Source organism: Ruegeria sp. CDSC068, from assembly GCF_059610545.1.
Genome location: NZ_JBXWNV010000007.1, coordinates 1 through 24031 on the forward strand (window position 1 = coordinate 1; position 24031 = coordinate 24031).

Annotated in this window: 27 protein-coding genes; 14 read left to right on the forward strand and 13 right to left on the reverse strand. The window is 57.1% G+C overall.

Features of this window, described 5'->3' with window-relative positions; genetic code table 11:
* Positions 1 to 194 (forward strand): hypothetical protein (locus AC2FID_RS14640; RefSeq protein ID WP_282153203.1); only part of this gene is annotated, 194 nt, incomplete at its 5' end.
* Here AC2FID_RS14640 and AC2FID_RS14645 read toward each other — a convergent pair.
* A complete protein-coding gene (locus AC2FID_RS14645; protein ID WP_058273249.1) occupies positions 191 to 784 on the reverse strand; it encodes a hypothetical protein in 594 nt (197 codons plus the stop codon). The two genes, AC2FID_RS14640 and AC2FID_RS14645, sit on opposite strands and share 4 nt — an antisense overlap.
* Before the next feature lie 97 nt (positions 785 to 881).
* Complete coding sequence (parC, locus tag AC2FID_RS14650; RefSeq protein WP_496837456.1) at positions 882 to 3230, reverse strand: DNA topoisomerase IV subunit A; 2349 nt, start codon at positions 3228 to 3230, stop codon at positions 882 to 884.
* A gap of 202 nt (positions 3231 to 3432) precedes the next feature.
* Here parC and AC2FID_RS14655 point away from each other — a divergent pair, with 202 nt between their 5' ends.
* The 6 genes from AC2FID_RS14655 (at position 3433) to AC2FID_RS14680 (ending at position 7750) form a co-directional block, all read left to right on the forward strand.
* A complete protein-coding gene (locus AC2FID_RS14655) occupies positions 3433 to 4044 on the forward strand; it encodes an SH3 domain-containing protein (RefSeq protein WP_496723229.1) in 612 nt (203 codons plus the stop codon).
* A gap of 69 nt (positions 4045 to 4113) precedes the next feature.
* Positions 4114 to 4941, forward strand: a complete 828-nt coding sequence (locus AC2FID_RS14660; RefSeq protein ID WP_496837457.1) for an SDR family NAD(P)-dependent oxidoreductase — start codon at positions 4114 to 4116, stop codon at positions 4939 to 4941.
* A gap of 80 nt (positions 4942 to 5021) precedes the next feature.
* A complete protein-coding gene (locus AC2FID_RS14665; RefSeq protein WP_058273252.1) occupies positions 5022 to 5225 on the forward strand; it encodes a twin transmembrane helix small protein in 204 nt (67 codons plus the stop codon).
* On the forward strand, positions 5226 to 5798 hold the full coding sequence (locus AC2FID_RS14670) for a cob(I)yrinic acid a,c-diamide adenosyltransferase (protein ID WP_496723231.1): 573 nt from the start codon (positions 5226 to 5228) through the stop codon (positions 5796 to 5798).
* 264 nt (positions 5799 to 6062) lie between these two features.
* Positions 6063 to 6821, forward strand: a complete 759-nt coding sequence (locus AC2FID_RS14675) for an electron transfer flavoprotein subunit beta/FixA family protein (protein ID WP_058278923.1) — start codon at positions 6063 to 6065, stop codon at positions 6819 to 6821.
* Complete coding sequence (locus tag AC2FID_RS14680) at positions 6821 to 7750, forward strand: electron transfer flavoprotein subunit alpha/FixB family protein (RefSeq protein ID WP_496755538.1); 930 nt, start codon at positions 6821 to 6823, stop codon at positions 7748 to 7750. Before AC2FID_RS14675 ends, AC2FID_RS14680 begins: the two co-directional genes overlap by 1 nt.
* A 64-nt stretch (positions 7751 to 7814) precedes the next feature.
* Here AC2FID_RS14680 and AC2FID_RS14685 read toward each other — a convergent pair whose 3' ends face one another.
* On the reverse strand, positions 7815 to 8636 hold the full coding sequence (locus AC2FID_RS14685; RefSeq protein ID WP_496755539.1) for a DUF6473 family protein: 822 nt from the start codon (positions 8634 to 8636) through the stop codon (positions 7815 to 7817).
* A gap of 162 nt (positions 8637 to 8798) precedes the next feature.
* Here AC2FID_RS14685 and AC2FID_RS14690 point away from each other — a divergent pair, with 162 nt between their 5' ends.
* On the forward strand, positions 8799 to 9674 hold the full coding sequence (locus AC2FID_RS14690) for a 3-hydroxybutyryl-CoA dehydrogenase (RefSeq protein WP_058273257.1): 876 nt from the start codon (positions 8799 to 8801) through the stop codon (positions 9672 to 9674).
* A gap of 50 nt (positions 9675 to 9724) precedes the next feature.
* On the opposite strand, the gene AC2FID_RS14695 is transcribed toward AC2FID_RS14690, so the two are convergent.
* From AC2FID_RS14695 to AC2FID_RS14725, 7 genes are read right to left on the reverse strand one after another with little or no spacing between them, the layout of a single operon-like run.
* Complete coding sequence (locus AC2FID_RS14695; RefSeq protein ID WP_109312295.1) at positions 9725 to 10624, reverse strand: lysophospholipid acyltransferase family protein; 900 nt, start codon at positions 10622 to 10624, stop codon at positions 9725 to 9727.
* Positions 10625 to 10663: 39 nt separating this feature from the next.
* Positions 10664 to 10933 carry an HPr family phosphocarrier protein gene (locus AC2FID_RS14700; RefSeq protein ID WP_058273259.1) on the reverse strand — a complete coding sequence of 90 codons (270 nt, stop codon included), beginning with the start codon at positions 10931 to 10933 and terminating at the stop codon, positions 10664 to 10666.
* 17 nt (positions 10934 to 10950) lie between these two features.
* Complete coding sequence (locus AC2FID_RS14705) at positions 10951 to 11343, reverse strand: PTS sugar transporter subunit IIA (RefSeq protein WP_058273260.1); 393 nt, start codon at positions 11341 to 11343, stop codon at positions 10951 to 10953.
* Complete coding sequence (gene rapZ, locus AC2FID_RS14710) at positions 11340 to 12221, reverse strand: RNase adapter RapZ (protein WP_496837461.1); 882 nt, start codon at positions 12219 to 12221, stop codon at positions 11340 to 11342. Before rapZ ends, AC2FID_RS14705 begins: the two co-directional genes overlap by 4 nt.
* On the reverse strand, positions 12218 to 12688 hold the full coding sequence (locus AC2FID_RS14715; protein WP_496755540.1) for an HPr kinase/phosphorylase: 471 nt from the start codon (positions 12686 to 12688) through the stop codon (positions 12218 to 12220). The genes rapZ and AC2FID_RS14715 overlap by 4 nt, the downstream gene beginning before the upstream one ends.
* A 3-nt stretch (positions 12689 to 12691) precedes the next feature.
* Complete coding sequence (locus AC2FID_RS14720) at positions 12692 to 14401, reverse strand: sensor histidine kinase (protein ID WP_496837463.1); 1710 nt, start codon at positions 14399 to 14401, stop codon at positions 12692 to 12694.
* A gap of 32 nt (positions 14402 to 14433) precedes the next feature.
* Positions 14434 to 15138 carry a response regulator transcription factor gene (locus tag AC2FID_RS14725; RefSeq protein ID WP_170561191.1) on the reverse strand — a complete coding sequence of 235 codons (705 nt, stop codon included), beginning with the start codon at positions 15136 to 15138 and terminating at the stop codon, positions 14434 to 14436.
* 347 nt (positions 15139 to 15485) lie between these two features.
* Between AC2FID_RS14725 and AC2FID_RS14730 the strand changes: the two genes are divergently transcribed.
* From AC2FID_RS14730 to AC2FID_RS14740, 3 genes are all read left to right on the forward strand, one after another.
* On the forward strand, positions 15486 to 17084 hold the full coding sequence (locus AC2FID_RS14730) for a phosphoenolpyruvate carboxykinase (protein ID WP_109312292.1): 1599 nt from the start codon (positions 15486 to 15488) through the stop codon (positions 17082 to 17084).
* Positions 17085 to 17451: 367 nt separating this feature from the next.
* Positions 17452 to 17742, forward strand: a complete 291-nt coding sequence (locus AC2FID_RS14735; protein ID WP_058273655.1) for a hypothetical protein — start codon at positions 17452 to 17454, stop codon at positions 17740 to 17742.
* Positions 17743 to 17853: 111 nt separating this feature from the next.
* Entirely contained in the window at positions 17854 to 18318 is a 465-nt protein-coding gene (locus tag AC2FID_RS14740; RefSeq protein WP_496698571.1) for a hypothetical protein, read from the forward strand.
* Here the strand turns inward: AC2FID_RS14740 and AC2FID_RS14745 are convergent.
* Entirely contained in the window at positions 18315 to 19079 is a 765-nt protein-coding gene (locus AC2FID_RS14745) for a sulfite exporter TauE/SafE family protein (RefSeq protein ID WP_496755542.1), read from the reverse strand. The genes AC2FID_RS14740 and AC2FID_RS14745 overlap by 4 nt on opposite strands.
* 145 nt (positions 19080 to 19224) lie before the next feature.
* Here AC2FID_RS14745 and AC2FID_RS14750 point away from each other — a divergent pair, with 145 nt between their 5' ends.
* The 3 genes from AC2FID_RS14750 (at position 19225) to AC2FID_RS14760 (ending at position 22129) form a co-directional block, all read left to right on the forward strand.
* On the forward strand, positions 19225 to 20916 hold the full coding sequence (locus AC2FID_RS14750; protein WP_496837466.1) for an acyl-CoA dehydrogenase family protein: 1692 nt from the start codon (positions 19225 to 19227) through the stop codon (positions 20914 to 20916).
* Positions 20917 to 21132: 216 nt separating this feature from the next.
* Entirely contained in the window at positions 21133 to 21687 is a 555-nt protein-coding gene (locus tag AC2FID_RS14755) for a hypothetical protein (protein ID WP_496737188.1), read from the forward strand.
* A gap of 49 nt (positions 21688 to 21736) precedes the next feature.
* Positions 21737 to 22129 (forward strand): META domain-containing protein, encoded by a 393-nt coding sequence (locus AC2FID_RS14760; RefSeq protein WP_496837467.1) that lies wholly within the window; start codon positions 21737 to 21739, stop codon positions 22127 to 22129.
* Here AC2FID_RS14760 and recO read toward each other — a convergent pair.
* Both recO and AC2FID_RS14770 read right to left on the reverse strand, forming a co-directional pair.
* Positions 22113 to 22838, reverse strand: a complete 726-nt coding sequence (recO, locus tag AC2FID_RS14765) for a DNA repair protein RecO (RefSeq protein ID WP_058273270.1) — start codon at positions 22836 to 22838, stop codon at positions 22113 to 22115. The two genes, AC2FID_RS14760 and recO, sit on opposite strands and share 17 nt — an antisense overlap.
* A gap of 96 nt (positions 22839 to 22934) precedes the next feature.
* Positions 22935 to 23834: a hypothetical protein gene (locus AC2FID_RS14770; protein WP_496737186.1), complete on the reverse strand. Its 900-nt coding sequence runs from the start codon at positions 23832 to 23834 to the stop codon at positions 22935 to 22937.
* Between the last annotated feature and the right edge of the window lie 197 nt (positions 23835 to 24031).

Genomic DNA, 24031 nt, shown 5'->3' on the forward strand with positions numbered 1-24031 from the left:
GTCTTGCCGTGGTCAACGTGGCCAATCGTGCCGATGTTGACGTGCGGCTTATTACGCTCAAACTTTTCCTTTGCCATTCCTCAGGCGCCCTTTTGCGATTGGGGGGACCCGTGGTCCCGTGGTTACATCTGCGCGCGCGAGATATTTGGTTCAAAGGGGAAAATCAAGCACATCCTGCGTTAAAAGCTGGTTAAGACGCCGGATTTTGGGTGACCTCGACGGATTCCAACGGCTGGATCAGGTCGGGACGCTTGTCGAACCAGCCGTTGTCCTTGTGTTCCTCGGCCAGCCATTCCTCGACACGATCGGCAACCTTGAGCGCCAATCCGTCCATTTGCTCTTCTCTGGTGCGGGTATGCCCGGATCCCGTAAGAGCGCTTTCACCGGTCGTGTCTTCAAGAACCTGGAACTGTTTGCCTTTGGCCAGAAACTCTTTTTTGCGCACGTCATAAACATTCACCAGAACGATTGCTGTGCTTTTGGGATTGTAGATCACCGGCACACCCGGAGGGGCCAGCATAAACCCCTCAAGACTGATTCCTATGTCGTATTCCTGGGCACCCTCATACCGGCCAAGCCGAATATTCACGGCGTTCTGAATGGCGTCTTCCCACTCTTTAGGCGTCGCTTCCCGCGACACCGGCCCCTTCCGTGCCTTTTCAGCAAAGGCATAATTGACGCGCAATTTGAATTCGCCCAGCGACTCAGGCTCTTCGTAAACCTGTGTCTGCGTGCACGCGCCCATCAGGGCCAGTCCGGTAATCAGGGTCAAAGCTCGCAACATGTTCTCGTCTCGATATGCCTGTTTTTCTTTGATCTAGCGCAACGATACGGCTTGTGCCAAGCCGTATCGGCAGAAATCCACTTGCCTGCGCGCTTACTCACGAAAATTTATAGTCGCGCGGGAAGCCATAAGGCGCTTTTTTCCCAACGCTGGCCCGTTTGGCCAGCCACTGTGACATGTCCGCCTCGTGCCGGGTCTTGTCACCGCCCATGGACCACCTCAGCCCCTCTTCCCAGTTGAAGGTCGTGATGTCAGACAGGCCACCATCCAGTTCCAGTGTCCCCTGTCGGCCGCGCGCCATATTGTATTTTTGCAGGCGTACGCCCTTACCGCGCCCCATTTCGGGCAGCTCTTCCACTGGGAACACCAAGAACTTGCCGTTCTGCGACACAACCGCGACGTGATCGCCCGAAACGGGCTTACAGATCATCGCCGTCTCATCGGCTTTGACGTTCAGCACCTGCTTACCGTTGCGGGTCTGGGCCAACACGTCATCTTCGGGCACCATGAAACCGTTACCCGCGTCTGACGCCACCAACAGCTTGCGCCCTGGCTTGTGGATCAGGATGTCGATGATCTGTGCCTCATTCGGTAGGTCGACCATCAGGCGCAGCGGTTCGCCCATACCGCGCCCACCCGGCAGATTGGCGGCGCTGAGCGTGTAGAATCGTCCGTTCGAGGCAAACACCAGCAAGCGGTCAGTCGTCTCGGCGTGGAATATGAAACTCGGGCCGTCGCCGTCCTTAAACTTTAACTCGCGCTTCAGGTCGATGTGACCGGTCATGGCGCGAATCCAGCCCATCTGAGAGCAGACGACCGTGATCGGTTCTTTGTCGATCATTGCCTCAAGCGGCACTTCTTCAACCTGCCCGGCTTCGGCAAATTGGGTTCGGCGCGCGCCACCTTCATAGTCTTTGCCAAAGGTCTTCTTGGTCTCTTTCAACTGCTCGGCGATTTTGGCCCATTGCAGGGCCGGGTCGGCCAGCAGGTCTTCGAGATTGGCGCGTTCCAACATCAATGCGTCGCGCTCACGAACCAGTTCCATCTCTTCCAGACGGCGCAAGCTGCGCAGGCGCATGTTGAGGATCGCATCGACCTGAACCTCGGACAATTCGCCCTCGCCCGGCTTGGGCGAGACATAGTCGGCCTCGTTGGTGGCGCGGATATGGTCGATGCCCCAATCCTCACGCATCAGCGCGGCTTTGGGGTCGTCGTCGTAGCGGATGATGTCGATCACACGGTCGAGGTTGAGGAAGGCAACAATAAAGCCCTCCAACACTTCCAGCCGGTGGTCGATCTTTGCCATGCGGTGACGCGAACGGCGCAGCAGCACCTCTTGCCGGTGATCTAGGAAGGCGCGCAGCACTTCCTTCATCGAGCAGACCTTGGGCGTCACGCCGTCGATCAGCACGTTCATGTTCAGGCTGAATCGCACCTCAAGGTCCGAACTGCGATAGAGCATGCCCATCAAAACCTCTGGGTCCACGTTCTTGGAGCGCGGTTCGAGGATCAGGCGGATGTCATCTGCGGATTCGTCGCGTACGTCGGCAAGGATCGGGATTTTCTTGGTCTGGATCAGTTCCGCGATCTTTTCGATCAGTTTGGATTTCTGAACTTGATAAGGGATCTCGGTGACAATGATCTGCCACTGGCCGCGGCCCAGATCTTCGACCTCGTATTTGCACCGCAGACGGAAAGATCCACGCCCGGTTCGATAAGCCTGCGCAATATTCTCTGGGGGCTCGACGATAATGCCACCGGTCGGGAAGTCCGGACCCGGCACATAGTTCAGCAACGTATCATCGCGGGCATCCGGCACCTTGATCAGATGCAGACAGGCATCACACAGCTCGGCAATATTGTGCGGCGGGATGTTCGTTGCCATGCCCACCGCGATTCCGCTGGACCCATTGGCCAGCAGGTTCGGAAACTGCGCCGGCAGTACGACCGGCTCGGACAGCGTGCCATCATAGTTGTCGCGGAAATCGACGGCGTCTTCGTTCAGCCCCTCAAGCAACGCTTCGGCCACGATGGTCATCCGCGCCTCTGTGTAACGTGAGGCCGCCGGGTTATCACCGTCGATATTGCCAAAGTTGCCCTGCCCGTCGACCAGCGGGTAGCGAACGTTGAAATCCTGCGCCAGACGCGCCATCGCATCGTAGATCGCGGCATCGCCATGCGGGTGATAGTTACCCATCACGTCGCCGGAAATCTTCGCGGATTTACGGAACCCGCCCGTTGCGCTGAGTCGAAGCTCGCGCATCGCATAGAGGATTCGCCTGTGCACAGGCTTCAGCCCATCGCGCGCATCGGGCAATGCCCGGTGCATGATGGTGGACAGCGCATAGGTCAGATAGCGTTCGCCAATCGCGCGGCGCAGCGGTTCAGCTATCTCGCCCCCATTGTCGGGGGCCTCCATATTGGGGTCGTCTATCGTATCGTTCATATATGATGTGATACGCCGCAAGCGCGCGCTGGTAAAGCAATCAGCTTAGATTTTGCTGGGGACAAGTCGCGCTTTTTGCAACAGGGGGAGACAAGTCCCGGAATTCCCCCGGTTTTCGACTCGGACCGCGAAATATGGTAGGCTGTCTTCATTAGACTGCTGCCAATTTCTTGTACCTAACGATTGACCTGGGGGATGCGCCATGACGCGCCTTATTATTTTGACCTTCACCGCACTTGGCTGGTGTTTTTACGTTATGAGCGGCGGACCAGATTTCGAACCGCGCGGCTTGCGGAGCGATCAACCCGTACGCGTTGCTTCTGCATCCCAGCCTGCGGCAGTAGCACCCGCCCGGGTTGAAGAACTTGTGACCAATGTGGCCGTACGGGCCCCGACGGTGCGTGCACAACCCCAACCTGAACCCGAAGAGATCGTGCAGATCGTGGCCGAACCAGCCAGCCTTCAGTCTCTGTCCGGCATCTCGGTGTTCGATGATCAGAGCGCAAACATCACGCTTGCTTCGCTGGAAGATGGCGTGGCGGGATTGCGTCAGACCGATGATGCGCCCCTGCCGGAAACATCAGAGGCCGCAGCGATTCCCGAACCTGAAAAAGACATCCGCGAAATCTCGGGAACGCGGGTGAACATGCGCGATGGGCCGGGCACCATATACCCAATTGTCGGCAAAGCGGCCATCGGACAAAAGGTCGAAGTGCTGAGCGATTCCGGAACCGGCTGGCTGCGCCTGCGCGTGTTGCCCGCGCAACAGGTCGGTTGGATTTCCGCCTCACTGGTTCGAAAAATTCAAAACTGACGCTGCACCGTCATTGTCCTGACCCTCACCTCGCAATAGCTTTGGCCTGAATTGAAGGTCAGGAAGATCATGCAGAAAATCATTCTTATCACCGGCTGCTCATCCGGCATCGGTCTGGACGCGGCACACGGTATGCGTGCGCGCGGCTGGCGTGTCTTTGCGTCCTGCCGCCAGCAGCGTGATTGCGACCGGCTGCGCGCGCAAGGCTTTGAAAGCCCGCGCATCGACTATACCGACGCCGCAAGTATCGCCTCGGGCCTGACCGAAGTGCTTGAGGCCACCGGAGGCACGCTGGATGCGCTGTTCAACAACGGAGCGCACGGCTTGCCCGGCGCAGTTGAAGATCTGCCGACCGAAGGACTCCGCGTGATATTCGAGGCCAACTTCTTTGGTTGGCATGAACTCACCCGACTGGTGATTCCGGTCATGCGCACGCAGGGGCACGGGCGAATCGTTCAGAATTCGTCGGTTCTGGGCCTGGTGGCCTTCCCATGGCGCGGCGCATATGTCGCCACAAAGTATGCCATTGAAGGCCTTACCGACACGCTGCGTCTGGAACTTGCCGGAACGAATATCAAGGCCATCCTGATCGAACCCGGCCCAATCACGTCGAAAATCCGCGAGAATTCGATCCCCTTCTTCGAGCGTTTCATCAACTGGGAGAACTCCGCCCTGCGCGAAAAGTACGAGGCTTCGCTGTTGAAAAGACTGTACGAATCCTCAGGCCCGGATCGTTTCGAACTGCCTGCATCAGCGGTGACCGACAAGCTGGCCCATGCGGTTGAATCAAAAAGGCCGCGCGCGCGCTACTATGTCACTACGCCAACCTATATCGCCGGATATCTGCGCCGCCTTTTGCCCACCCGCACTATCGACCGCATTCTGTCGGACGTCTGAGGCGAAATTACCCGTTCGCTTTTCATGTACATGAGGCTAGATGATAGCCAAACGAAACAAGAAACGCGGACGGTGTGCTTATGGACCTTTTGATGGTCATTTTGCTGTTGGCCATGGCGGCGGTCGTCGTCGTGTTGGCGATCGGCATCTCCAATTTCGGCAAAAGCGGCAAAGCTGCTGCGATGAAAAGCAACAAGATGATGCGCCTTCGCATCCTGTTCCAGTTCATTGCTGTGGTGCTGATCGTGCTCTACGTCTACCTGCGCGGACAAGGAGCTCAATAAATGGTCGTTCTGAACAAGATTTACACCCGCACCGGCGATGATGGAAAAACTGCGCTGGGCAACGGCGAACGGGTCGCCAAGTATTCTGGTCGCGTGGCCGCGTATGGGACCGTTGACGAACTGAACGCTTTTGTTGGCGTTGCTCGGACCGAGGCGGAAGGCGACGTCGATGCCGCCCTGGCGCGCATTCAAAACGACCTGTTCGATCTGGGCGCAGATTTCTGTCGCCCCGACATGGAAAAAGACGCCGAGGCCGACTACCCGCCCCTACGCATCGTTGCATCTCAGATTGATCGGTTGGAAGTCGAGATTGACGTGATGAACGAAACGCTGGAGCCGCTGCGAAGCTTCATTTTGCCCGGCGGGTCGCGTCTGGCAGCGAATCTGCATGTCTGCAGAACCGTATCCCGCCGCGCCGAACGCCTTGCGGTCGAATTGACCAACATGGAGCCCGTGAACGCAGTCGCGGTGAAATACCTCAATCGTCTGAGTGACTGGTTTTTTGTTGCCGCCCGCTGCGCCAACGAAAACGGAACTGCGGACGTTTTGTGGGTTCCGGGCGCAAACCGCTGAAGTTGGCGCGGGATCCGGCGAACCCTGCAGCGACCAACAAAGCAAAACCCCAGCCAAACGGGTGGGGCCCAAAGCTCTGGCACCGGCCACCAAAGCAATAAAATTTCACGCCGTTGCGTCAAAATACATGAAACGCGACGTCTCAAGTTCATGACGTGACGATTTTGCCCTGTTGCAGCGTGAACTGAGACGCTATTCAGTCCCCCGAGAGCATTGGTGGAGTCGCTTCGCGGCTTACCGTTTTTTGTGAGGAGCAAGCGCAAAATGAAGGTACTCGTGCCTGTCAAACGCGTGATTGACTATAATGTGAAAGTTCGCGTGAAAGCGGACGGTAGCGGTGTTGATCTCGCCAATGTCAAAATGTCGATGAACCCGTTCGACGAAATCGCTGTGGAAGAAGCGATTCGCCTGAAAGAAGCAGGCAAGGCTGACGAAATCGTTGCGGTTTCGATTGGCGTCAAGCAATCGCAGGAAACCCTGCGCACCGCACTGGCCATGGGCGCTGACCGCGCCATTCTGGTTGTTGCCGCCGATGACGTCCATCAAGACATCGAACCGCTGGCCGTTGCCAAGATCCTGGCCAAAGTGGTCGAGGAAGAGCAACCCGGCATCGTTTTGGCTGGTAAGCAAGCGATCGACAACGACATGAACGCTACCGGTCAGATGCTGTCGGCCCTGCTGGGCTGGTCGCAAGGCACCTTCGCGTCCGAGCTGGACATCGAAGGCGACAGCGCCAAGATCACCCGTGAAGTTGACGGCGGCCTGCAGACCATCAGCGTCAAGATGCCGACCATCGTCACTGTTGACCTGCGCTTGAACGAGCCGCGCTATGCGTCTCTGCCGAACATCATGAAGGCGAAGAAAAAGCCGCTGGACGAGAAAACCGCCGCCGATTACGGCGTCGACGTCACCCCTCGTCTGGAAGTCGTCAAAACCGAAGAGCCGCCGGCACGTGCTGCTGGTATCGTCGTCGGCTCGGTTGATGAGCTGGTTGAGAAACTCAAAGAAGCGGGGGCTGTGTAATGGCTGTTCTTCTTCTCGCAGAAGTCAACAATGGCGAACTGGCGATGGACGCCACCGCCAAGGCTGTCACTGCCGCAAAGGCACTGGGTGACATCACCGTTTTGGCCGCGGGCGGTTCTGCCGCTGCTGCCGGTGAAGCCGCCGCCAAGATCGACGGTGTGTCCAAGGTACTGGTCGCTGAAGACGCATCGCTGGGCCACCGCCTGGCTGAATCGACCGCGGCCCTGATCGTCGGTCTGGCTGATGGTTATGAGCACATCGTTGCTCCTGCCACCACTGACGCCAAGAACGTGATGCCGCGCGTTGCAGCCCTGCTGGACGCGATGGTGATCTCGGATGCATCTGGCGTGGTTGACGGCTCGACTTTTGAGCGTCCGATCTATGCGGGCAACGCGATCCAGACCGTGAAGTCACGCGATGCCAAAAAAGTCGTCACCTTCCGTACGGCGTCCTTTGACGCGGCTGGCGAAGGCGGCTCGGCTGCGGTTGAGACCATCTCGGTCGGTGACAACCCAGGTCTATCGTCATGGGTCGAGGACAAAGTTGCCGCGAGCGATCGTCCGGAACTAACCTCGGCTGGGGTTGTTGTCTCGGGCGGCCGTGGTGTCGGGTCGGAAGAGGACTTCAAACTGATCGAAGGTCTTGCTGACAAGCTGGGTGCCGCAGTTGGCGCATCGCGCGCCGCCGTGGACTCGGGCTATGCACCGAACGACTGGCAGGTCGGTCAGACCGGTAAGGTTGTTGCACCCGACCTGTATGTCGCGATCGGCATCTCGGGCGCGATTCAGCACTTGGCTGGTATGAAAGACTCGAAAGTCATCGTTGCGATCAACAAGGACGAAGAAGCGCCGATCTTCCAGGTTGCGGATTTCGGACTGGTTGCAGATCTGTTCCAGGCCGTACCCGAACTGACCGAGAAACTCGGCTAACCGCTGGCTTAGCTTTTTCATCGCGAAATTTGGAAAGGCCCGCTAATTGGCGGGCCTTTTTTTATTAATGCAGATTGCGTATTGGTCCCATCAAAGCTGCCGCAATCGCCCGATGGGCAGCTGGGCCAATCATGTGCTCTGCCATTGGCTGTTGCAGTGTACCGAACAACATGTCCTCAATCTCGTCAGACTGGCCGCACACATGGGTTTTGACGTCGGCGATATCCGTGCAGGATTTGCCAACGACCTGGATCATCTGATCCGTTACGTCGACATCGGCGAAGTCAATGTGATGCGCGCCCTGCTCTCCTCGAAGGACCTGCAGCCGCAAGAGGATCACCGGGGTTTCGAGGCCTTGCAAAAATTCACCAATCTTCCGAACCCAGTTTCGGCGCAGTTCGTCCAGAACAACTTCGATGCGCGCGTCGCGAACCTTTTGCAGGCAGGTCATCAGGTGGCGCACGAAATGAATCTCGGTGAAGTCGATTTCGGGATACAGGTTGATCAAGTCCTTCGTTGGCGCCAAAAACCGGTCGTTGCGCCTGGAATGAACGCGATAAAAACGATTGGACTGCCCAAGAAGCCCTGGCGCCTGCATGACGCACAGATCTGCGCCCCTTAGCAAATTGCACAACCCCATGTCATCGCACAACGCGTCAACGCCGCTGAACAGGCATCCAAAGTTCAGAACGCGTCTTTCAAGCCGATCTTCGAGAATAGCTGAGAATGGTCGGTCGACGAATCGCCCAAATGTCTCATCCCCGCCAACGCAAGCTGCGTAGGGTTGATCCAGAACACGCCGAGCACCGCGAAACCACAGCCGCGATCCTTCATATTGGCAAACCTCATGCCCGGGTCCCCCCGAGCCTGTTTGATGATAGCTCATATCACTCACCCATTTTTCACCCGGTTGCCATCTTGCAGCCGCAAGTCTTGAGAAAATCCTAATGTGCGCATTTGAAGCAAAATCGAACGGTCGGATCCCCTTGCCGCCCGCCCCGATCTGTCGATACTGTCGCCGTATCCCGAGACACAAAGGCACCTGAACATGGATGTAAAATCGGTCGGAGTGATTGGCGCAGGTCAGATGGGCAATGGCATTGCTCATGTTCTGGCGCTGGCAGAGTATGACGTTCTGCTGAACGATGTCTCGCAGGACGCGCTGGACAGCGCCGTGGCGACGATTGAAGGCAATCTGGCCCGACAAGCATCAAAAGGCAAAATCTCGGACGAAATGATGCAAGCCACACTGAGCCGGATCAACACGACGTTGGAGCTGCCCCAGTTAGGTCAGACCGATCTGGTGATCGAAGCCGCGACCGAGCGGGAAGCAATCAAACAGGCGATTTTCGAAGACCTGCAGCCGCATCTTCTGCCCCATACGATTCTGACATCCAACACGTCCTCAATCTCGATTACCCGCCTGGCCAGCCGAACGGATCGGCCGGAACGCTTCATGGGGTTCCACTTTATGAACCCGGTGCCCGTGATGCAGCTGGTCGAGCTGATCCGGGGGATTGCCACGGATGAAGAGACGTTCAAATCGTGTAAAGCGGTTGTGGACCGGCTTGGTAAAACCGCAGCAAGCGCGGAAGACTTCCCGGCCTTCATCGTGAATCGCATCCTGATGCCGATGATCAATGAGGCCGTATATACTCTCTACGAAGGGGTCGGCAGCGTGCAGTCGATTGATCAATCGATGCGGCTAGGCGCAAACCATCCAATGGGTCCGCTGGAACTGGCTGATTTCATTGGGCTGGACACATGTCTGGCGATTATGAACGTGTTGCACGACGGGTTGGCAGACACCAAGTATCGGCCCTGCCCACTGCTGACAAAATACGTCGAAGCCGGCTGGCTTGGCCGTAAGACCGAACGCGGGTTTTATGATTACAGAGGTGAAACACCGGTCCCAACGCGCTAACGGGGCCCAGCCCCCTCGCCCGGGATATTATGAGCCAAATGAAGAGCGGATCAGGAATCGCGTGATTTACCAAGCGCCATTGTGCGTTTTCTGAGCCACGCCATGAAACCGCGCGGATCACTTTCCAGCAGCTTCATATCCTCGTCCGAAATCGGCTCGCCAATCACCGGAGATTGCGGCTTGTTGCAAGAGCGAACGATCTCATGCAGCAGCAGCCCCTGTCGTAGGATCGGCGACAGCTTGTTGGCAATCTGATAGGCGCGTGAATTGCTGCCGGGGAAGAAAATCGGAACCACCTGCGCGCCGGATCGGCGGATCATCTTGGCGGTAAACACATTCCATTCCTGCTCTTGCGCAGGACCGAACCAGTCGTCCGAGGACATCACCACACCCGACGGGAACAGCGCAACCACGCCACCTTCCTTCAGGTGTTCCATCGCCTTGCCACGCATCTCAAGCATTTTGGCTTGCGCTTCGGGGTCGTGTGGAAAAGGAACCGGGATCATGAACGAGGTCGCGGCCTCATCCAGTCCGGTCAGGACCGAGCGGGTCAGGATGCGGTAGTCATTCCGAACCTGCCCGATCAATTCGGCCAGTATCATGCCGTCGACCATGCCATGCGGGTGATTGGCCACGACGATCACAGGCCCTTCTTTCGGGATATTTGCATATTGGTCCTGCGGCGTGGTCAAGTTGATTCCCATGACCTCAAGCGCACCGCCCCAGAACCTTTGACCACGATAGTATTCGTTCTTTTTTTCGAACTTATTGACCATCCGCAGAATGGTTAGCTTACCCGTACACCATTCGATGGCGCGGATAGCTGTAGACGTCCATGCATCGTCGAAGGAATTCGCATAGGTCAGGGTTCTACGATCATAGATTTCGCCCTGATCTTCCGTCCCGTCCACCACCGGGCCTGTCTTGGTCTCGTGCGTCGTTTGCGCCAATTCCTGGTTTTCCCGTTCTTCGTATCGCGACTGGCAGGATTAGAACCCTTCCCCGAACTTTCCGTTCACAAGGGTTTCCAATGCATCCGCCAACGCCTCAGCATCCGGTCCGGACGTCTCGACGTCAATAGTCGTTCCGCGAGACGCTGCCAACATCAAAAGACCCATGATGCTGTCCCCTGATGCAGAAAGTCCGTCTTTGGACACCTCTGCCTGCGCGTCAAACCCCTCAACTACTTCGACCAGCTTAGCCGAGGCGCGGGCGTGCAGGCCTTTTTCATTGATTATTTTCAAGCTTCGGTTGGTCATTCTTAATCAATCCGGTCTTAATCTAACGTCACGTTTTGGGCATTGATATATTTGCGTCCAGCCTCCATCGCCCGCCGAACCGCATCCCCGATCGGCAGGTGGCGACTTTTGGCCAATTTAATCAGCATAGGCAGATTTGCACCGTAAAGAATACGCCGATCCTGCGGCGCACAGGCCTTCAGACTTAGATTCGACGGGCTGCCGCCGAATAGATCCGTGACGACAACCACACCGTCGCCGACATCGACACCGTCAGCGGCGGTGCAGATTTCTGACTGCTTGGCTTCCCGGTCGTGGTCAGCCTCAATCGAGATTGCGGCCAGGCCCGGTTGCTTTCCGACAACATGCTGCATTGCGGCCAGATATTCCTGAGCCAGCCCGCCATGTGCTACGAGTACGATCCCGATCAATCCGGCCTCTCATTCAACGATCGTCGTTCCATTTCGCGGTGCCTAATTGCCACTTGCTGCCCCCCCTGTGCAAGGGCCTTTGCGACCGCTTCTGCAGTTGCGACCGATCTGTGTTGCCCTCCAGTACACCCGAAGGCCACCGAGAGATGCGCTTTGCCTTCGGCGCGGTAGGCCGGAAGCAACAATTTCAGCAGATCGACAACACGGTCAAAAAACGGCGCGTAATTCGCGTCAGACTGTACATAGCGCGCCACGTCCTGGTTTCGACCATCTTCGGCTCGCAATTCCGGACGCCAGTAGGGATTCGCCAGAAACCTGCAATCAAAAACCATGTCCAATCCGTGCGGCAAGCCGCGTTTGTACGAAAAAGATTCGATGGATACCGCCAGATGTCGACCGCCTTCCGGAGCGAACCAATGCTCGACCTCCTTGCGTAGCTGGTGAACGTTAATCTGGCTGGTGTCGATCAGAATGTCCGCAATTTCTCTGATCGGGGCCAACAACTCTTTTTCCTGCAATACACCGGCTTCAGGGCCTGCATTGGCCGCAACCGGATGGCGCCTTCGGGTTTCCGAAAACCGCCGCAACAGCACTTCGTTTTGGCAATCCAAATAGAGAACTGTCAGCTCGACCTGCTCGGTCCGCCGCAGCCGCATAACAAGATCAATGAACCCGATGGTCGAGAAATCGCGATTTCGGGCATCGATGCCCAACGCCATTGGCCGATCGTTTTCCGAACCGTCCAACAAACGCATCAAAAGCCCCATCGGCAAATTGTCGATGGCTTCGAACCCCAAGTCTTCAAGCACACGGATCGCCGTTGTCCGCCCAGCGCCCGAAGGGCCGGTGATCAGAACGATCCGCCGCTGTTGTTTCATTTGCTGGGCCATTCCGGGTTCACGCGCCCCATTTTCATCAGTTGCATCAATGCCGAAGCCAAGTTGGGAACGCCGCGCCCGCGAAGCAAGGGCACAGTTTGCCTAAGGGCTCGGATCGAGATCGGATCTGGCAAACGTGCTTCTTCCCGCTGGTCCAGATCCACCACATAGCGCAAGCCCACTGGTCCTACGGGTGGCGCGCGCAACAATCCGATACCGCGGGCCTCAATAACGCCGCGGATATTTGGGGCCGCATCAGCAGTCACTTCACCGCCGTTATTGCGTAAAGCCACGCGGTCATCGCCGACAAGTTCAGCACCCAGCGCCATCATCTGCAAGACCAGCTCTGATTTTCCCGCTCCTGACGCGCCAACAATCAGCAGACCGCGCCCGCCTACAGCCACGCAGCTGGCGTGGAGTATGGCACTGTCCTGTTTTTCCAGATCATAGATTGACGGGGCGCTCATGATTTACACGGGCAAGCCAACTACAAAGCGCGCGCCTAGTGGGTCCGAGGTGATATCGGCATCGGTTGGCCGGATGTTTTCGGCCCAGATCACACCACCATGTGCTTCGACAATCTGCTTGGAGATTGCCAACCCCAGGCCCGAGTTATTTCCGAAGTGCTCGGCGGGACGCTCGGAATAGAATCTTTTGAAGACCTTGGTCAGGGCCTGCTCCGGAATACCGGGACCGGTGTCTTCGACCACGACCAGCACCCTGTTTTCGCGCCGCCGGACCCAGACACGGATCGCATCGCCTTCCTCGCAAAACGAGGTGGCATTGGTGATCAAGTTGACAAAGACCTGCGCCAGTCGCGCCTCCAGCCCGTTGATTGTGATCGGATTGGACGGCAGATCGGTTATATAGTCGATCCCCTTGGCCCGTGCATCTTCACCCAGATGCTGGCTGATATTTCCAACCAGCTTCACCAGATCAAACGGCTGTTCTTCTTCCTTGACTAGTTCGGCATCCAGACGGGACGCGTTCGAGATATCGCTGACCAGACGGTCCAGGCGGCGAACGTCATGTTCGATCACACCCATCAGTTTTTCACGTTGGTCATCGCGTTTGACCATTCGTAACGTTCCCACAGCAGATTGAAGGCTGGCCAGAGGGTTCTTGATTTCATGCGCGACATCAGCGGCGAACTGTTCGTTCGCGTCAATTCTGTTGTACAGCGCGGTCACCATGCCCCGCAGCGCGCGGCTTAGCAGACCGATTTCATCCGGACGCGCGGTCAGGTCGGGGATGCGGATACGGCCGGGGTTCACTCCGGCGCCCCGGTCCTTACCCAGTTCGGCGGCTGCCGCAAGATCCGCCAACGGGTTTGCGATGGTTGAGGCGAGAACAAGGCTAAGTCCGATCGACACAAGAAGCGCGACAACAAACATCTGAAGGATGCGCTCCTGCTCGCGACGGGCGAGGGCGTCAATCTCTCCGGATGGACCGGCCATGGCAACGGCCCCCACGGCGACGCCATCCTGCAGGATCGGAGCGGCTGCAACGATGACCGTTTCGCCAAAGTCATCCTTGACGGCCTGCACCTGCATCTGCCCCTGCAGCGCGCCGGGTACTATGGTCTGAACCCGTTGCGCCAGCGTAGGCGCTTCGCTGGGTTCTGTGGAGGTAAACACTCGCGACAAACCCGTCCACACGGCGTTCAAGGCGTCGCTGATCAAAGTACTGCCGGTCTGAACCTCGGACTCGGACGCCAACAGCGCCTGCTCGGATGCTGCGCCACGCGCCCATCCAATCAGAGTTCCCCGCTCGTCATAGACAAAGACTTCGCCCCCTTGGGGTAGGGCAAGGCCCTCCAGCGTGTCCTTTACATCCAGTGCGCCGGCATCTTGCGACAGGCCGGACGCTGTTTGGCGCAGTTGTGCTTCGAACACGTTGCTGACCAGTTGCGCATCCCCGATCAGGTTACGCGCGGTCTGCTGAACCTGCTCATCGCGGGAATCGTCCAGATACAGCAACCCGGTGACCAGCGTCACCAAGGCGATCAGGTTGAGCGTGATGATCTTGCGCGCAAGCGGCGACCCGCGCATTGCAAACAGGCCGCGGCGGCGGCGCGCGTGCCGAAGTTCGGCTGACTCGGGATCCTGTGGGATGACCCAATCATCCCCCAGAACGACATCACCGTCCCGCAATTCGCTGGCTTGTTCTGTATCGCGCACGAGACCCGGTTACCCCTAGTATATGGCCACGCCTATTCTTCGTTGTACCTGTACCCAATTCCGTACAGTGTTTCGATCGCCGAAAACTCGGGATCTGCGGCGCGCATTTTCTTGCGCAGTCGCTTAATGTGACTGTCGATCGTACGATCGTCCACATAGACCTGATCGTCATAAGCCACATCCATCAGCTGATCGCGGCTTTTGACAAAGCCCGGTCGCTGGGCCAGCGCTTGCAACAGCAGGAACTCGGTCACGGTCAAAGAAACGTCCGAGCCCTTCCAGCTGACCGCGTGGCGCAGTGGATCCATCCGAAGATCGCCGCGCTCCATAACCTTGGCATCACCTGTGTTGGCGGTTGTCACATCGCCAGTCGTCGCCTCTTGCCGGCGCAGCAGCGCGCGGATGCGTTCAACCAATAGACGCTGAGAAAAAGGCTTCTTGACGTAGTCGTCCGCGCCCATGCGCAGGCCGAGAACCTCGTCAATTTCGTCATCCTTGGATGTAAGGAAAATCACCGGCATCTGGGTTTTCTGCCGAAGCCGCTGCAACAGGTCCATCCCGTCCATCCGCGGCATCTTTATGTCCAGAACAGCCATATCGGGCAGTTTCTTGTTGAAAGCGTCCAGCGCTGCCTGCCCATCATTATAAGTCTCAACCTCGAACCCTTCGGCTTCGAGCGTCATGGATACGGACGTCAGAATATTTCTGTCGTCGTCCACCAATGCAATCTTCGACATCGGGTTAACCCCTATTCCTGCTCACTCACGCAATAATTCGCTTATTAGTAGGGCATCTTTGTCGTTTTTATGGCCGCGAATCAATCCGTATCTGCGAATCGTGCGATTGTTGTCACACAGATGCGGCAAAAAAGCCGTTAATACGCGCGTAAAAGCGCCTTGTTTTCTGGCGGGAAATTAGTGGTGGCGCTAAACTTTGACTTGGTTGCGCTAACTGCGCCAAACCGTCCTGTTCATGCCCCAAACGACCATGTTAAGACCCGCGCATCCGCCGGTTTTTCCCGGTATACTGCCCCAAGAGCGCCCCCGGCCCAACTGCCGGCGCGCCGCCACAGGAGAAGAAACGCATGACATCTGGACGGGTTAACCCGCAATTCCGCCTCGAAGATCAGGGCATCGAGGGTCTGGGCAATGTCTATTACAACTTCATGGAACCGGCGCTGATCGAAGAGGCGCTGAAGCGCGGCGAAGGCACTCTTGGCAATGGCGGAGCCTTTCTGGTTACCACCGGCAAATTCACCGGCCGTTCGCCCAAGGACAAACACGTCGTCAAAACCGACAGTGTTGCCGATACCATCTGGTGGGAAAACAACGCCGCGATGACCCCCGAGGGTTTTGACGCGCTGTATACCGATATGCTCGAGCATATGAAGGGCCGTGATTATTTCGTGCAGGATCTCGTCGGCGGCGCCGATCCCGCCTATTCGATCAACGTGCGCATGGTCACCGAACTGGCATGGCACAACCTGTTCATCCGCCACTTGCTGCGCCGTCCGGATCGCGAAGATCTGGAAGAGTTCATTGCAGATTTCACCGTCATCAACTGCCCTAGCTTCCTGGCCGACCCGGCCAAGCATGGCTGCCACAGCGAGACCGTGATTGCGCTGAACTTCGACCGCAAGATGATCCTGATCGGCGGTACGGAATACGCGGGCGAGAACAAGAAATCGGTTTTCACCCTGCTGAACTACATGCTGCCTGAAAAAGGCGTGATGCCGATGCATTGTTCGGCCAATCACGCCGTTGGCAACCCGGTCGACACCGCCGTGTTCTTTGGCCTGTCCGGCACCGGCAAGACCACCCTGTCTGCAGACCCTGCCCGCACGTTGATCGGCGATGACGAACATGGCTGGTCGGATCGCGGCACCTTCAACTTCGAAGGCGGTTGCTATGCCAAGACCATCAATCTGAACGCTGAAGCCGAGCCGGAAATCTATGCGACCACTAGCAAATTCGGCACTGTGATCGAGAACATGGTCTTTGACCCCGAAACCAAGGAACTGGATTTCGAGGATGACTCTCTGACCGCAAACATGCGCTGCGCCTATCCGCTGGAGTATATCTCGAACGCCTCGAGCAGCGCGCTGGGTGGGCACCCCAAGAACATCATCATGCTGACTTGTGACGCATTTGGTGTTCTGCCTCCGATCGCGCGACTGACACCGGCACAAGCGATGTATCACTTCCTGTCTGGCTTCACGTCGAAAGTTGCAGGAACCGAGCGTGGCGTCACCGAGCCTCAGCCCACGTTCTCAACCTGCTTTGGCGCGCCCTTCATGCCGCGACGCCCGGAAGAGTACGGCAACCTGCTGCGCGACAAGATCGCTCAACACGGTGCAACTTGCTGGCTGGTGAACACCGGCTGGACCGGCGGCGCCTATGGCGTTGGCAGCCGGATGCCGATCCGCGCAACCCGCGCACTTCTGACCGCGGCGCTGGAAGGTTCGTTGCGCGACGCCGAGTTCCGTAAGGATGCTAATTTCGGCTTTGACGTCCCGGTCTCGGTTCCCGGCGTTGCCGAAGTTCTGCTGGATCCGCGCCGCACTTGGGATGATCAGGCAGCATTTGACAAGCAGGCTGAAAAACTGGTGCAGATGTTTGCCGAGAACTTCGAGCAGTATCTGCCCTTTATTGATGACGACATCAAAGCCGTAGCAATCGGTTGATTTCAAAAGGGGGCGGTTTTCGCCCCTTTTCTTTTCTCCGGGCGAGTAACCTCTCTGCAATCTTCCTGTGGTTGTATAATGCACCATGCATATACAAATTTATTGCCCGTTGCAGCAGATTGCAGTACTTCACTGTGTCATTATGACGAAAAAGCCCGGCGCTTACGCACCGGGCGGGAAGTAAAAGACCTTGGGGATACTCATGAACGCGCACTCACATTCGCGATTTGAGCAACCTAATCAAGTATCTAGTTTAATCCATCGGGGATGGGTGTCAATATGAGACGTGCTGGAAAAATTCTGTTTCAGCGAGTTTCTAACTTTCGCTCCAACGCGAAAGGCGGCAAGGAAAACAACAGGTAGGCAAATGACGGAAATCTCGAAACTGACCGAACTTCGCAAATTGATGCAGAGTATGGAACGAACCCTTGGACTGGAACAACTCTCTCCGGTTGAGCGTGACATTTACTACGCGGCCGAAGAATTGTCGAAAGCCGATCAGGAAGTCCGCACGTTCGGTTTGATCGAGCACACCCTTGTTCAGAGCGTTTCGCGTCCGACATTTTTCCGTGCGCTGAAATCGCTGGTCCAAAAGGGCTATCTGTCCCAAAGCGGCAATGCCAACCGGGGGCGGTATATCGTACATGCGCCCAGGTGACACCGCCAACCTGAGCGTTGATGGCTAATCATCGTGCGCAGATGGGCCTCTGACACTTTCTTCGCCTCACTGGCTTACATAGTTGCATCATTCCTCACTTTCGAGGTCTTGATGCCGCTGCAAAACGTGTTCTTTCCGGAATATCCAAGCCGGGCCAGCCTGCTGTTCCTACCTCACGGGGTTCGGGTCCTGGCGGCGTGGTTGTTAGGGTGGCGCGCGATTTTCGCATTGCTGCCGGGCGTCTTTGCAGTCTTTGCATTCCTGGGGGGTGCAGATGTCTTTTTGCCCAGCCGCTTGTTGGCAATTGTCATCGCGGTCACAACGGTTCCCACCGTGTTCTACTTGCTCAAGTGGGCAGGTTGGGACTTGTTCCCCAGACCCGATCGCAAACCCTGCTGGTTGTGCGTCATGGGTGTCGGCGTGATCACGTCGTTCCTGGCATCCGCTATGACAAACATGAGTTTTGGCAGCGCAGGGGTAGAGTACATCGCCTTTCTGATCGGCGATATCTCGGGGCTGTTTTTCCTGATGCTGGGGCTTTACTTCGCGTTTCGGTTTATGGACCGCAGAACTTAACCTATCAGACCGCGGCGCAGCAAGTTCAACCCAGCGGCCAACAACACAACCAAAGTCACTTTTCGAAACAGCGCCTGATCGATTCTCGATTGCAACTGCATGCCCACCCACATCCCGATCACCGCCGGAACGATCAGGGCAGCCGAAAACGGCGCGGTGTCGGCCCGCAGGATACCTGATCCCATATGGGCCACCATCAGGGCAATTGCACCCAGCCCATAGATGACCCCCTGCACCCGCATTTGCACGGCTTTCGGCGTGTTCAGGGCCGTCAGGTACGCCACTGTTGGCGGCCCCCAAATACCAGACATACCACCGACAAATCCTGCGACGGCCCCTATGAGAACCTCAACACGGGCCGATGGTTCTTTCAGCGCCAACTTCACACCCAGGACCTGGATCAAGGCAAAGAACGTGACCGGAACGCCAATCATCAACAGGAAGGTCGATGTCGGTACCAAAGTGACCAGCTTGGCTCCGGCCAGAAGGAACACCAAACCCACGATTAAAAAGATGCGAAACTCCCTGACCGACGACACGGCCGCGGAAACACCCTGTCCCAAAGCCTGAAAGACATTAGTTACCAGTGTCGGAAGGATCAGACCCGCGATGGCCAGCTCGGGCGGTAGAAAGACACTCAACCCTGAAACCATAACCATCGGCATGGCAAAACCGACGATACCTTTGACCCACCCAGCCAGGAACGCAACGCTCAGAGCCAGCAGAAGATCCTGTGGAGGTAGTAAAGAAAACAATGTCATGGCCCCCTGATATCATTCCTGACGGGCGCTGCACTGCAAAAACACTCGAGAAATATTAGAACTTTTTCGCAACGTAATACGTATTTTTGTTGCGCTGCACGTGCAGCATGATATGACCAGACGACACGAGAAAAGGACACGATTCATGGCCCATGACGGACAGGATATGACCCAGATGACGACACCTGCGATTTTGCCCGATCTTCTGACGCTGACCCGTGCGGCCGCACCCGCCGTTGAAACAGTGTTTGAGCGTGCGCGTGAGTCGGTGCGCGGTATGGTTTCCGCTGATGGCCGTGTATCCGGTGCCTTGATCGAAGCCAATCAAACTGCCGCCCATGGCTTGTCATGGCTGGCCACATATTCTCAGTCCCTAAAACAGATGCAACGCTGGGCCGAGGCGCTGGAGGCCGATGGCAAGTTCGGCGAGATCGAACAATTGCTGCACCAAATCGCCTTTGGCGAATACCTGCACCAGGTTGCGGGCGGCATTCCGATGAACCAGGGCGAAGTCGTGCGCCTGCAGGACATGGGTCTTAGCTGGGACGCGCTTTCCGGATTTCAGATCCCCGAAATTCAAACGCTGATGGCACAGGCCAATTCTCAGGCCGCCCGCACACGGCTGGTGGCTCTGATGGAAGATCAGGCCGGTGCCACTATGTTCGGCGCCTCAGGCCTGGATGAAGAACTCGAGATGATCCGCGACCAGTTCCGCCGCTATGCGGTCGAAAAGGTCGAGCCCCACGCTCATGATTGGCACCTCAAAGACGAACTGATCCCGATGGAAGTCATCGAGGAACTGGCGGAAATGGGTGTCTTTGGCCTGACCATCCCCGAAGAATTTGGCGGCTTCGGCTTGTCCAAAGCCTCGATGTGCGTCGTGTCCGAGGAATTGTCGCGCGGTTATATCGGCGTGGGCTCTCTTGGTACACGCTCCGAGATCGCGGCCGAGCTGATCATCGCGGGCGGCACCGATGAACAAAAAGCCAACTGGTTGCCTAAACTGGCCAGCGCCGAAATTCTGCCGACAGCCGTTTTCACCGAACCAAACACTGGCTCGGATCTGGGCAGCCTGCGTGCACGTGCGGTCAAGAACGCGGACGGTGACTATGAGATCACCGGCAACAAAACCTGGATCACCCACGCGGCACGTACCCATGTGATGACGCTGCTGGCCCGGACCAACCCGGACACCGCCGATCACCGCGGTCTGTCCATGTTCCTTGCGGAAAAGACCCCGGGCACAGACGAGAACCCCTTCCCCACGCCCGGCATGACCGGCGGTGAGATCGAAGTTCTGGGCTATCGCGGGATGAAGGAATACGAGCTGGGCTTTGACGGTTTCAAAGTCAAGGGCGAGAACCTGCTGGGCGGTGAAGAAGGCAAAGGCTTTAAACAGCTGATGGAAACCTTCGAAAGCGCACGCATTCAAACCGCTGCCCGCGCCATTGGTGTGGCCCAAAGCGCGCTGGATATCGCGATGCAATACGCGCAGGACCGCAAACAGTTCGGCAAGTCGCTGATCAACTTCCCCCGCGTGTCCGGCAAACTGGCCATGATGGCGGTCGAAATCATGATCGCCCGTCAGCTGACATATTTCTCAGCTTGGGAAAAAGATCACGGTCACCGCTGCGACCTTGAGGCCGGCATGGCCAAGCTGCTTGGCGCTCGTGTGGCCTGGGCTGCGGCGGATAACGGTCTGCAAATCCATGGCGGCAACGGTTTTGCGCTGGAGTACAAGATCAGCCGCGTTCTGTGTGACGCGCGCATTCTAAATATTTTTGAAGGGGCTGCCGAAATTCAGGCACAGGTTATTGCACGGCGTTTGCTGGGCTAACCGGAATTAGGCATCCCGTTTCCCCAACTAGACCCGGTCTTGTGCCGGGTCATTTTCTTTGTTCCGAACCCCAGTTTGAAATTCACGCCGTCTGTTCTGTGACAGGATAGAGACCTTTCTGATCCTCAATCGAAAAAACTTCCCCCTTTGCTTTTTGTTGAAACCCCTTTAGGGCACGCTGCGACCCAGACCGGGCCCAAGGATGGTGATGACAGAATGACCCGACTATTTTTTGCGCTTTGGGCGACCGTTGCAGCCCTGATACTGGGCGGATGCGCCACAACCCAGCCTGTGGCGGGCTACACCGAGGTAGACGAGCTGGCACTGGCGATCGAAAACCTTGGACCCCAAGTCGATCCCGCCGAGGCACAAAAGGCCGCCACCATCGCCTACACCTATTCGCAGCAACTGAAGCGGGATTGGAACGTCACAGACCCGGCGATTATCCATAACGCCAAGGTCATCAACGGGTTCCGGGAAAAGGGATTGTGCAACGACTGGGCGCAGGCCATGACCCGCCGCCTGCAGCAGGAAAACTTCCGAACTTTGGACGTGCACTGGGCTACGTCGCCCCCAACCGCCTTTCGGATCATCCACCATTCTGCCGCTATCAGCGCCAAAGGAGACACGATGAAAGATGGCATCATCCTTGACCCATGGCGCAACAGCGGTGCGTTATTCTGGGATCAGGTAAGCGAGGACACCAGATACAACTGGAGGCCACGCCTGGACGTTCGCGAAGAACTTATCAGCGGTGAGATCCCCTACTAGTCTGGCTTCGCCGGTTCCCTCGGCACCAGTAAGAAAGTAAGACACCCGAATGATGCGTCTGATCCTGACACTGCCTTTGATTGGCCTGTTTCAATGCGACAGGGACGAATCTGTTGCCGCTTACGGCGCCGCGGACCAGACTTGGGTGCTGCAGGAAATCGACGGACAGCCTTTCGAGGCCAGCGCCATGTTGCGGTTCCCCGAAGAGGGCAAGATCACGGGTAACGCCCCTTGCAACAGCTATAGCGGCACCCTGAACGCACCCTACCCCTGGTTCGAGATTTTGGACCTGACGGCAACACGCGCGGCCTGTGCCGGGCTTGAGGCCGAAGGCTTCTATTTCGCTGCGCTGATTGCCATGATGCAGTCCGAAGTATCAGGCGACCTGCTGATACTGCGCAATGATGACGGGCACGAAATGGTGTTCAAAGCCGCCGAGTGAACTGATCCACAAATCTTGCCCGCGCATCCGGCAAGGGGTTATGCCCCAGGGACGGGGCTAGATGGTGTTCCAGAAAGTAACCGGTGGTTTTCAACCCTGCGGCAATCTCAGCGTCCGGCGCTTGCCCCTCACCGCGCAAACAGGGTGGCAGGGGCAACAGCTTATCCGCCCATTCGCCAGCACCATCGGCGCTAACGGCTCGACCAGTCTTGGGGGAGACATAGACCAACCCATCCGCCGCCCCTGTCACAGCACAGGCCGACAGGTCCAGGCCAAAGCCCAGTTCTTCAAGCAACGCCAATTCCCAGCGCAGGTAAGCTAGCGGCCAGATTTCGTCCTGCCCCAGCAGATCCAACAACTGTTCGGTCTGTTTGTAGATCGCTGGATGCGGTTCACGCTCGGGCAGGCAAAAGGACAACAGCGCAACGGACGCGTTCAATCCTGCCAACGCCATCCGACCCGAAAATGCCGCTGCTGCGCGTGAACGCAAAGGTTCAACCTGAAAAGCGCCAAGATGTTCTTCCAACCGCGCCCGCCACAAAACATCAAGCTGCGCACCGGGTTGCAGGATCGGGGCGATCTTGCGGCTGGTGCCGCCGCGTACGACGCCTGCATGACGACCGTGGCCTTCGGTGAAGACCTCGATAATCGCCGCCGTTTCGCCATGCCGACGAGACGTCAGAAGGATGCCGTGATCGCGCCAGTCCAAATCAGGCTCCTTTCGTCTCAGGCTCGCCCCCGGTTTGTAACAGACCGCAAGGCGGAAACATCCGCAAGGGCGCAGGCATCCAACTGGTCTTTGGAATTAGAACCGGGCCCTGAAGGCCACCCCAACCAACGGCGCGGTTTCATAGTTTTGGCGGCTGAGTTCCGTGCCGTTCGCATCATCCAGTGTAAGGCGCCCATCCAATTCAGCACCTGCGAAAACGTTCAGCGAAATGCCGGGATTGGGATTGTAGCCAAAGGAAACCACCACTGGAATACTTTTGTCCTCACCTATCCCGTTTGGGGCCAGCCCTTCCTCGTCAAGCCGGAACCGAATGCGCTCAGAGCGAGCAGAAAGGCCGAGGGTCATCGTGTCATTCAGCGCATAGCTGAGTGTCAACCCCGGCCCCTGCGTTGCGCCAATCCCCGAGCCGGTATTCAGGTTCCAACGGTCATTGATATCCCAATCCACCAGAAGCGCCGGAAAAAAATCGATATCATCGTCTTCGAACTGCGAAAACGCTCCAAACGCAGGGCCGATGGTCAGGCTCTCGCTTAACTTCCAGGCAATACCAGCAAAGACACCATAAGTTCTGCCGTCCGCCGCATCAGCGCCGCTCTGGTAGTCCCAGCGGACCTGCGGTGACACGAAAACGCTTGCAGTATTGCCGGCACGAAATCGAAGTGGAACAGAGATTCTGATGTCGCGGATGTCCTCCCACGGTTGGTTATCCGCCTGACTAAAGTTGTAATCGAACCTGCCGATGCTTGCTGACAGCCCAACCGAGGTTCCACCATTCAGATTATACAAAGCGGTTGTTCGCAAAAACGCGCGACTGGCCGAGAACTCCCCGCCTTCACTCAGGTCCGCGTTGCTTTGATAAGCGGCCAACCCATCGATTTGATAAACCCACCCCAACCTCTGCTGCGCAAAGGTGGGCGAAGTCACCATGCCCAAGACAAGGATCGTTGAACAGCAGGCCAAAGTGAAGGTTTTCATCTTTTTTCAACTCGATAGGGGCAAGGACACATTCTCAGATAGCATTCTGTCGGACACGATCAAATGATTGAAGGGAACTGAATTGTAGAGTGTGACAGCGAAGTCGAAGACAAACCCTGCGTACTGACTTTTGCTCACCACCGAAACGGTGGCCGCCAGAAAAGACCTGAGATTGCGCTGTAACTCCCATCTATGGT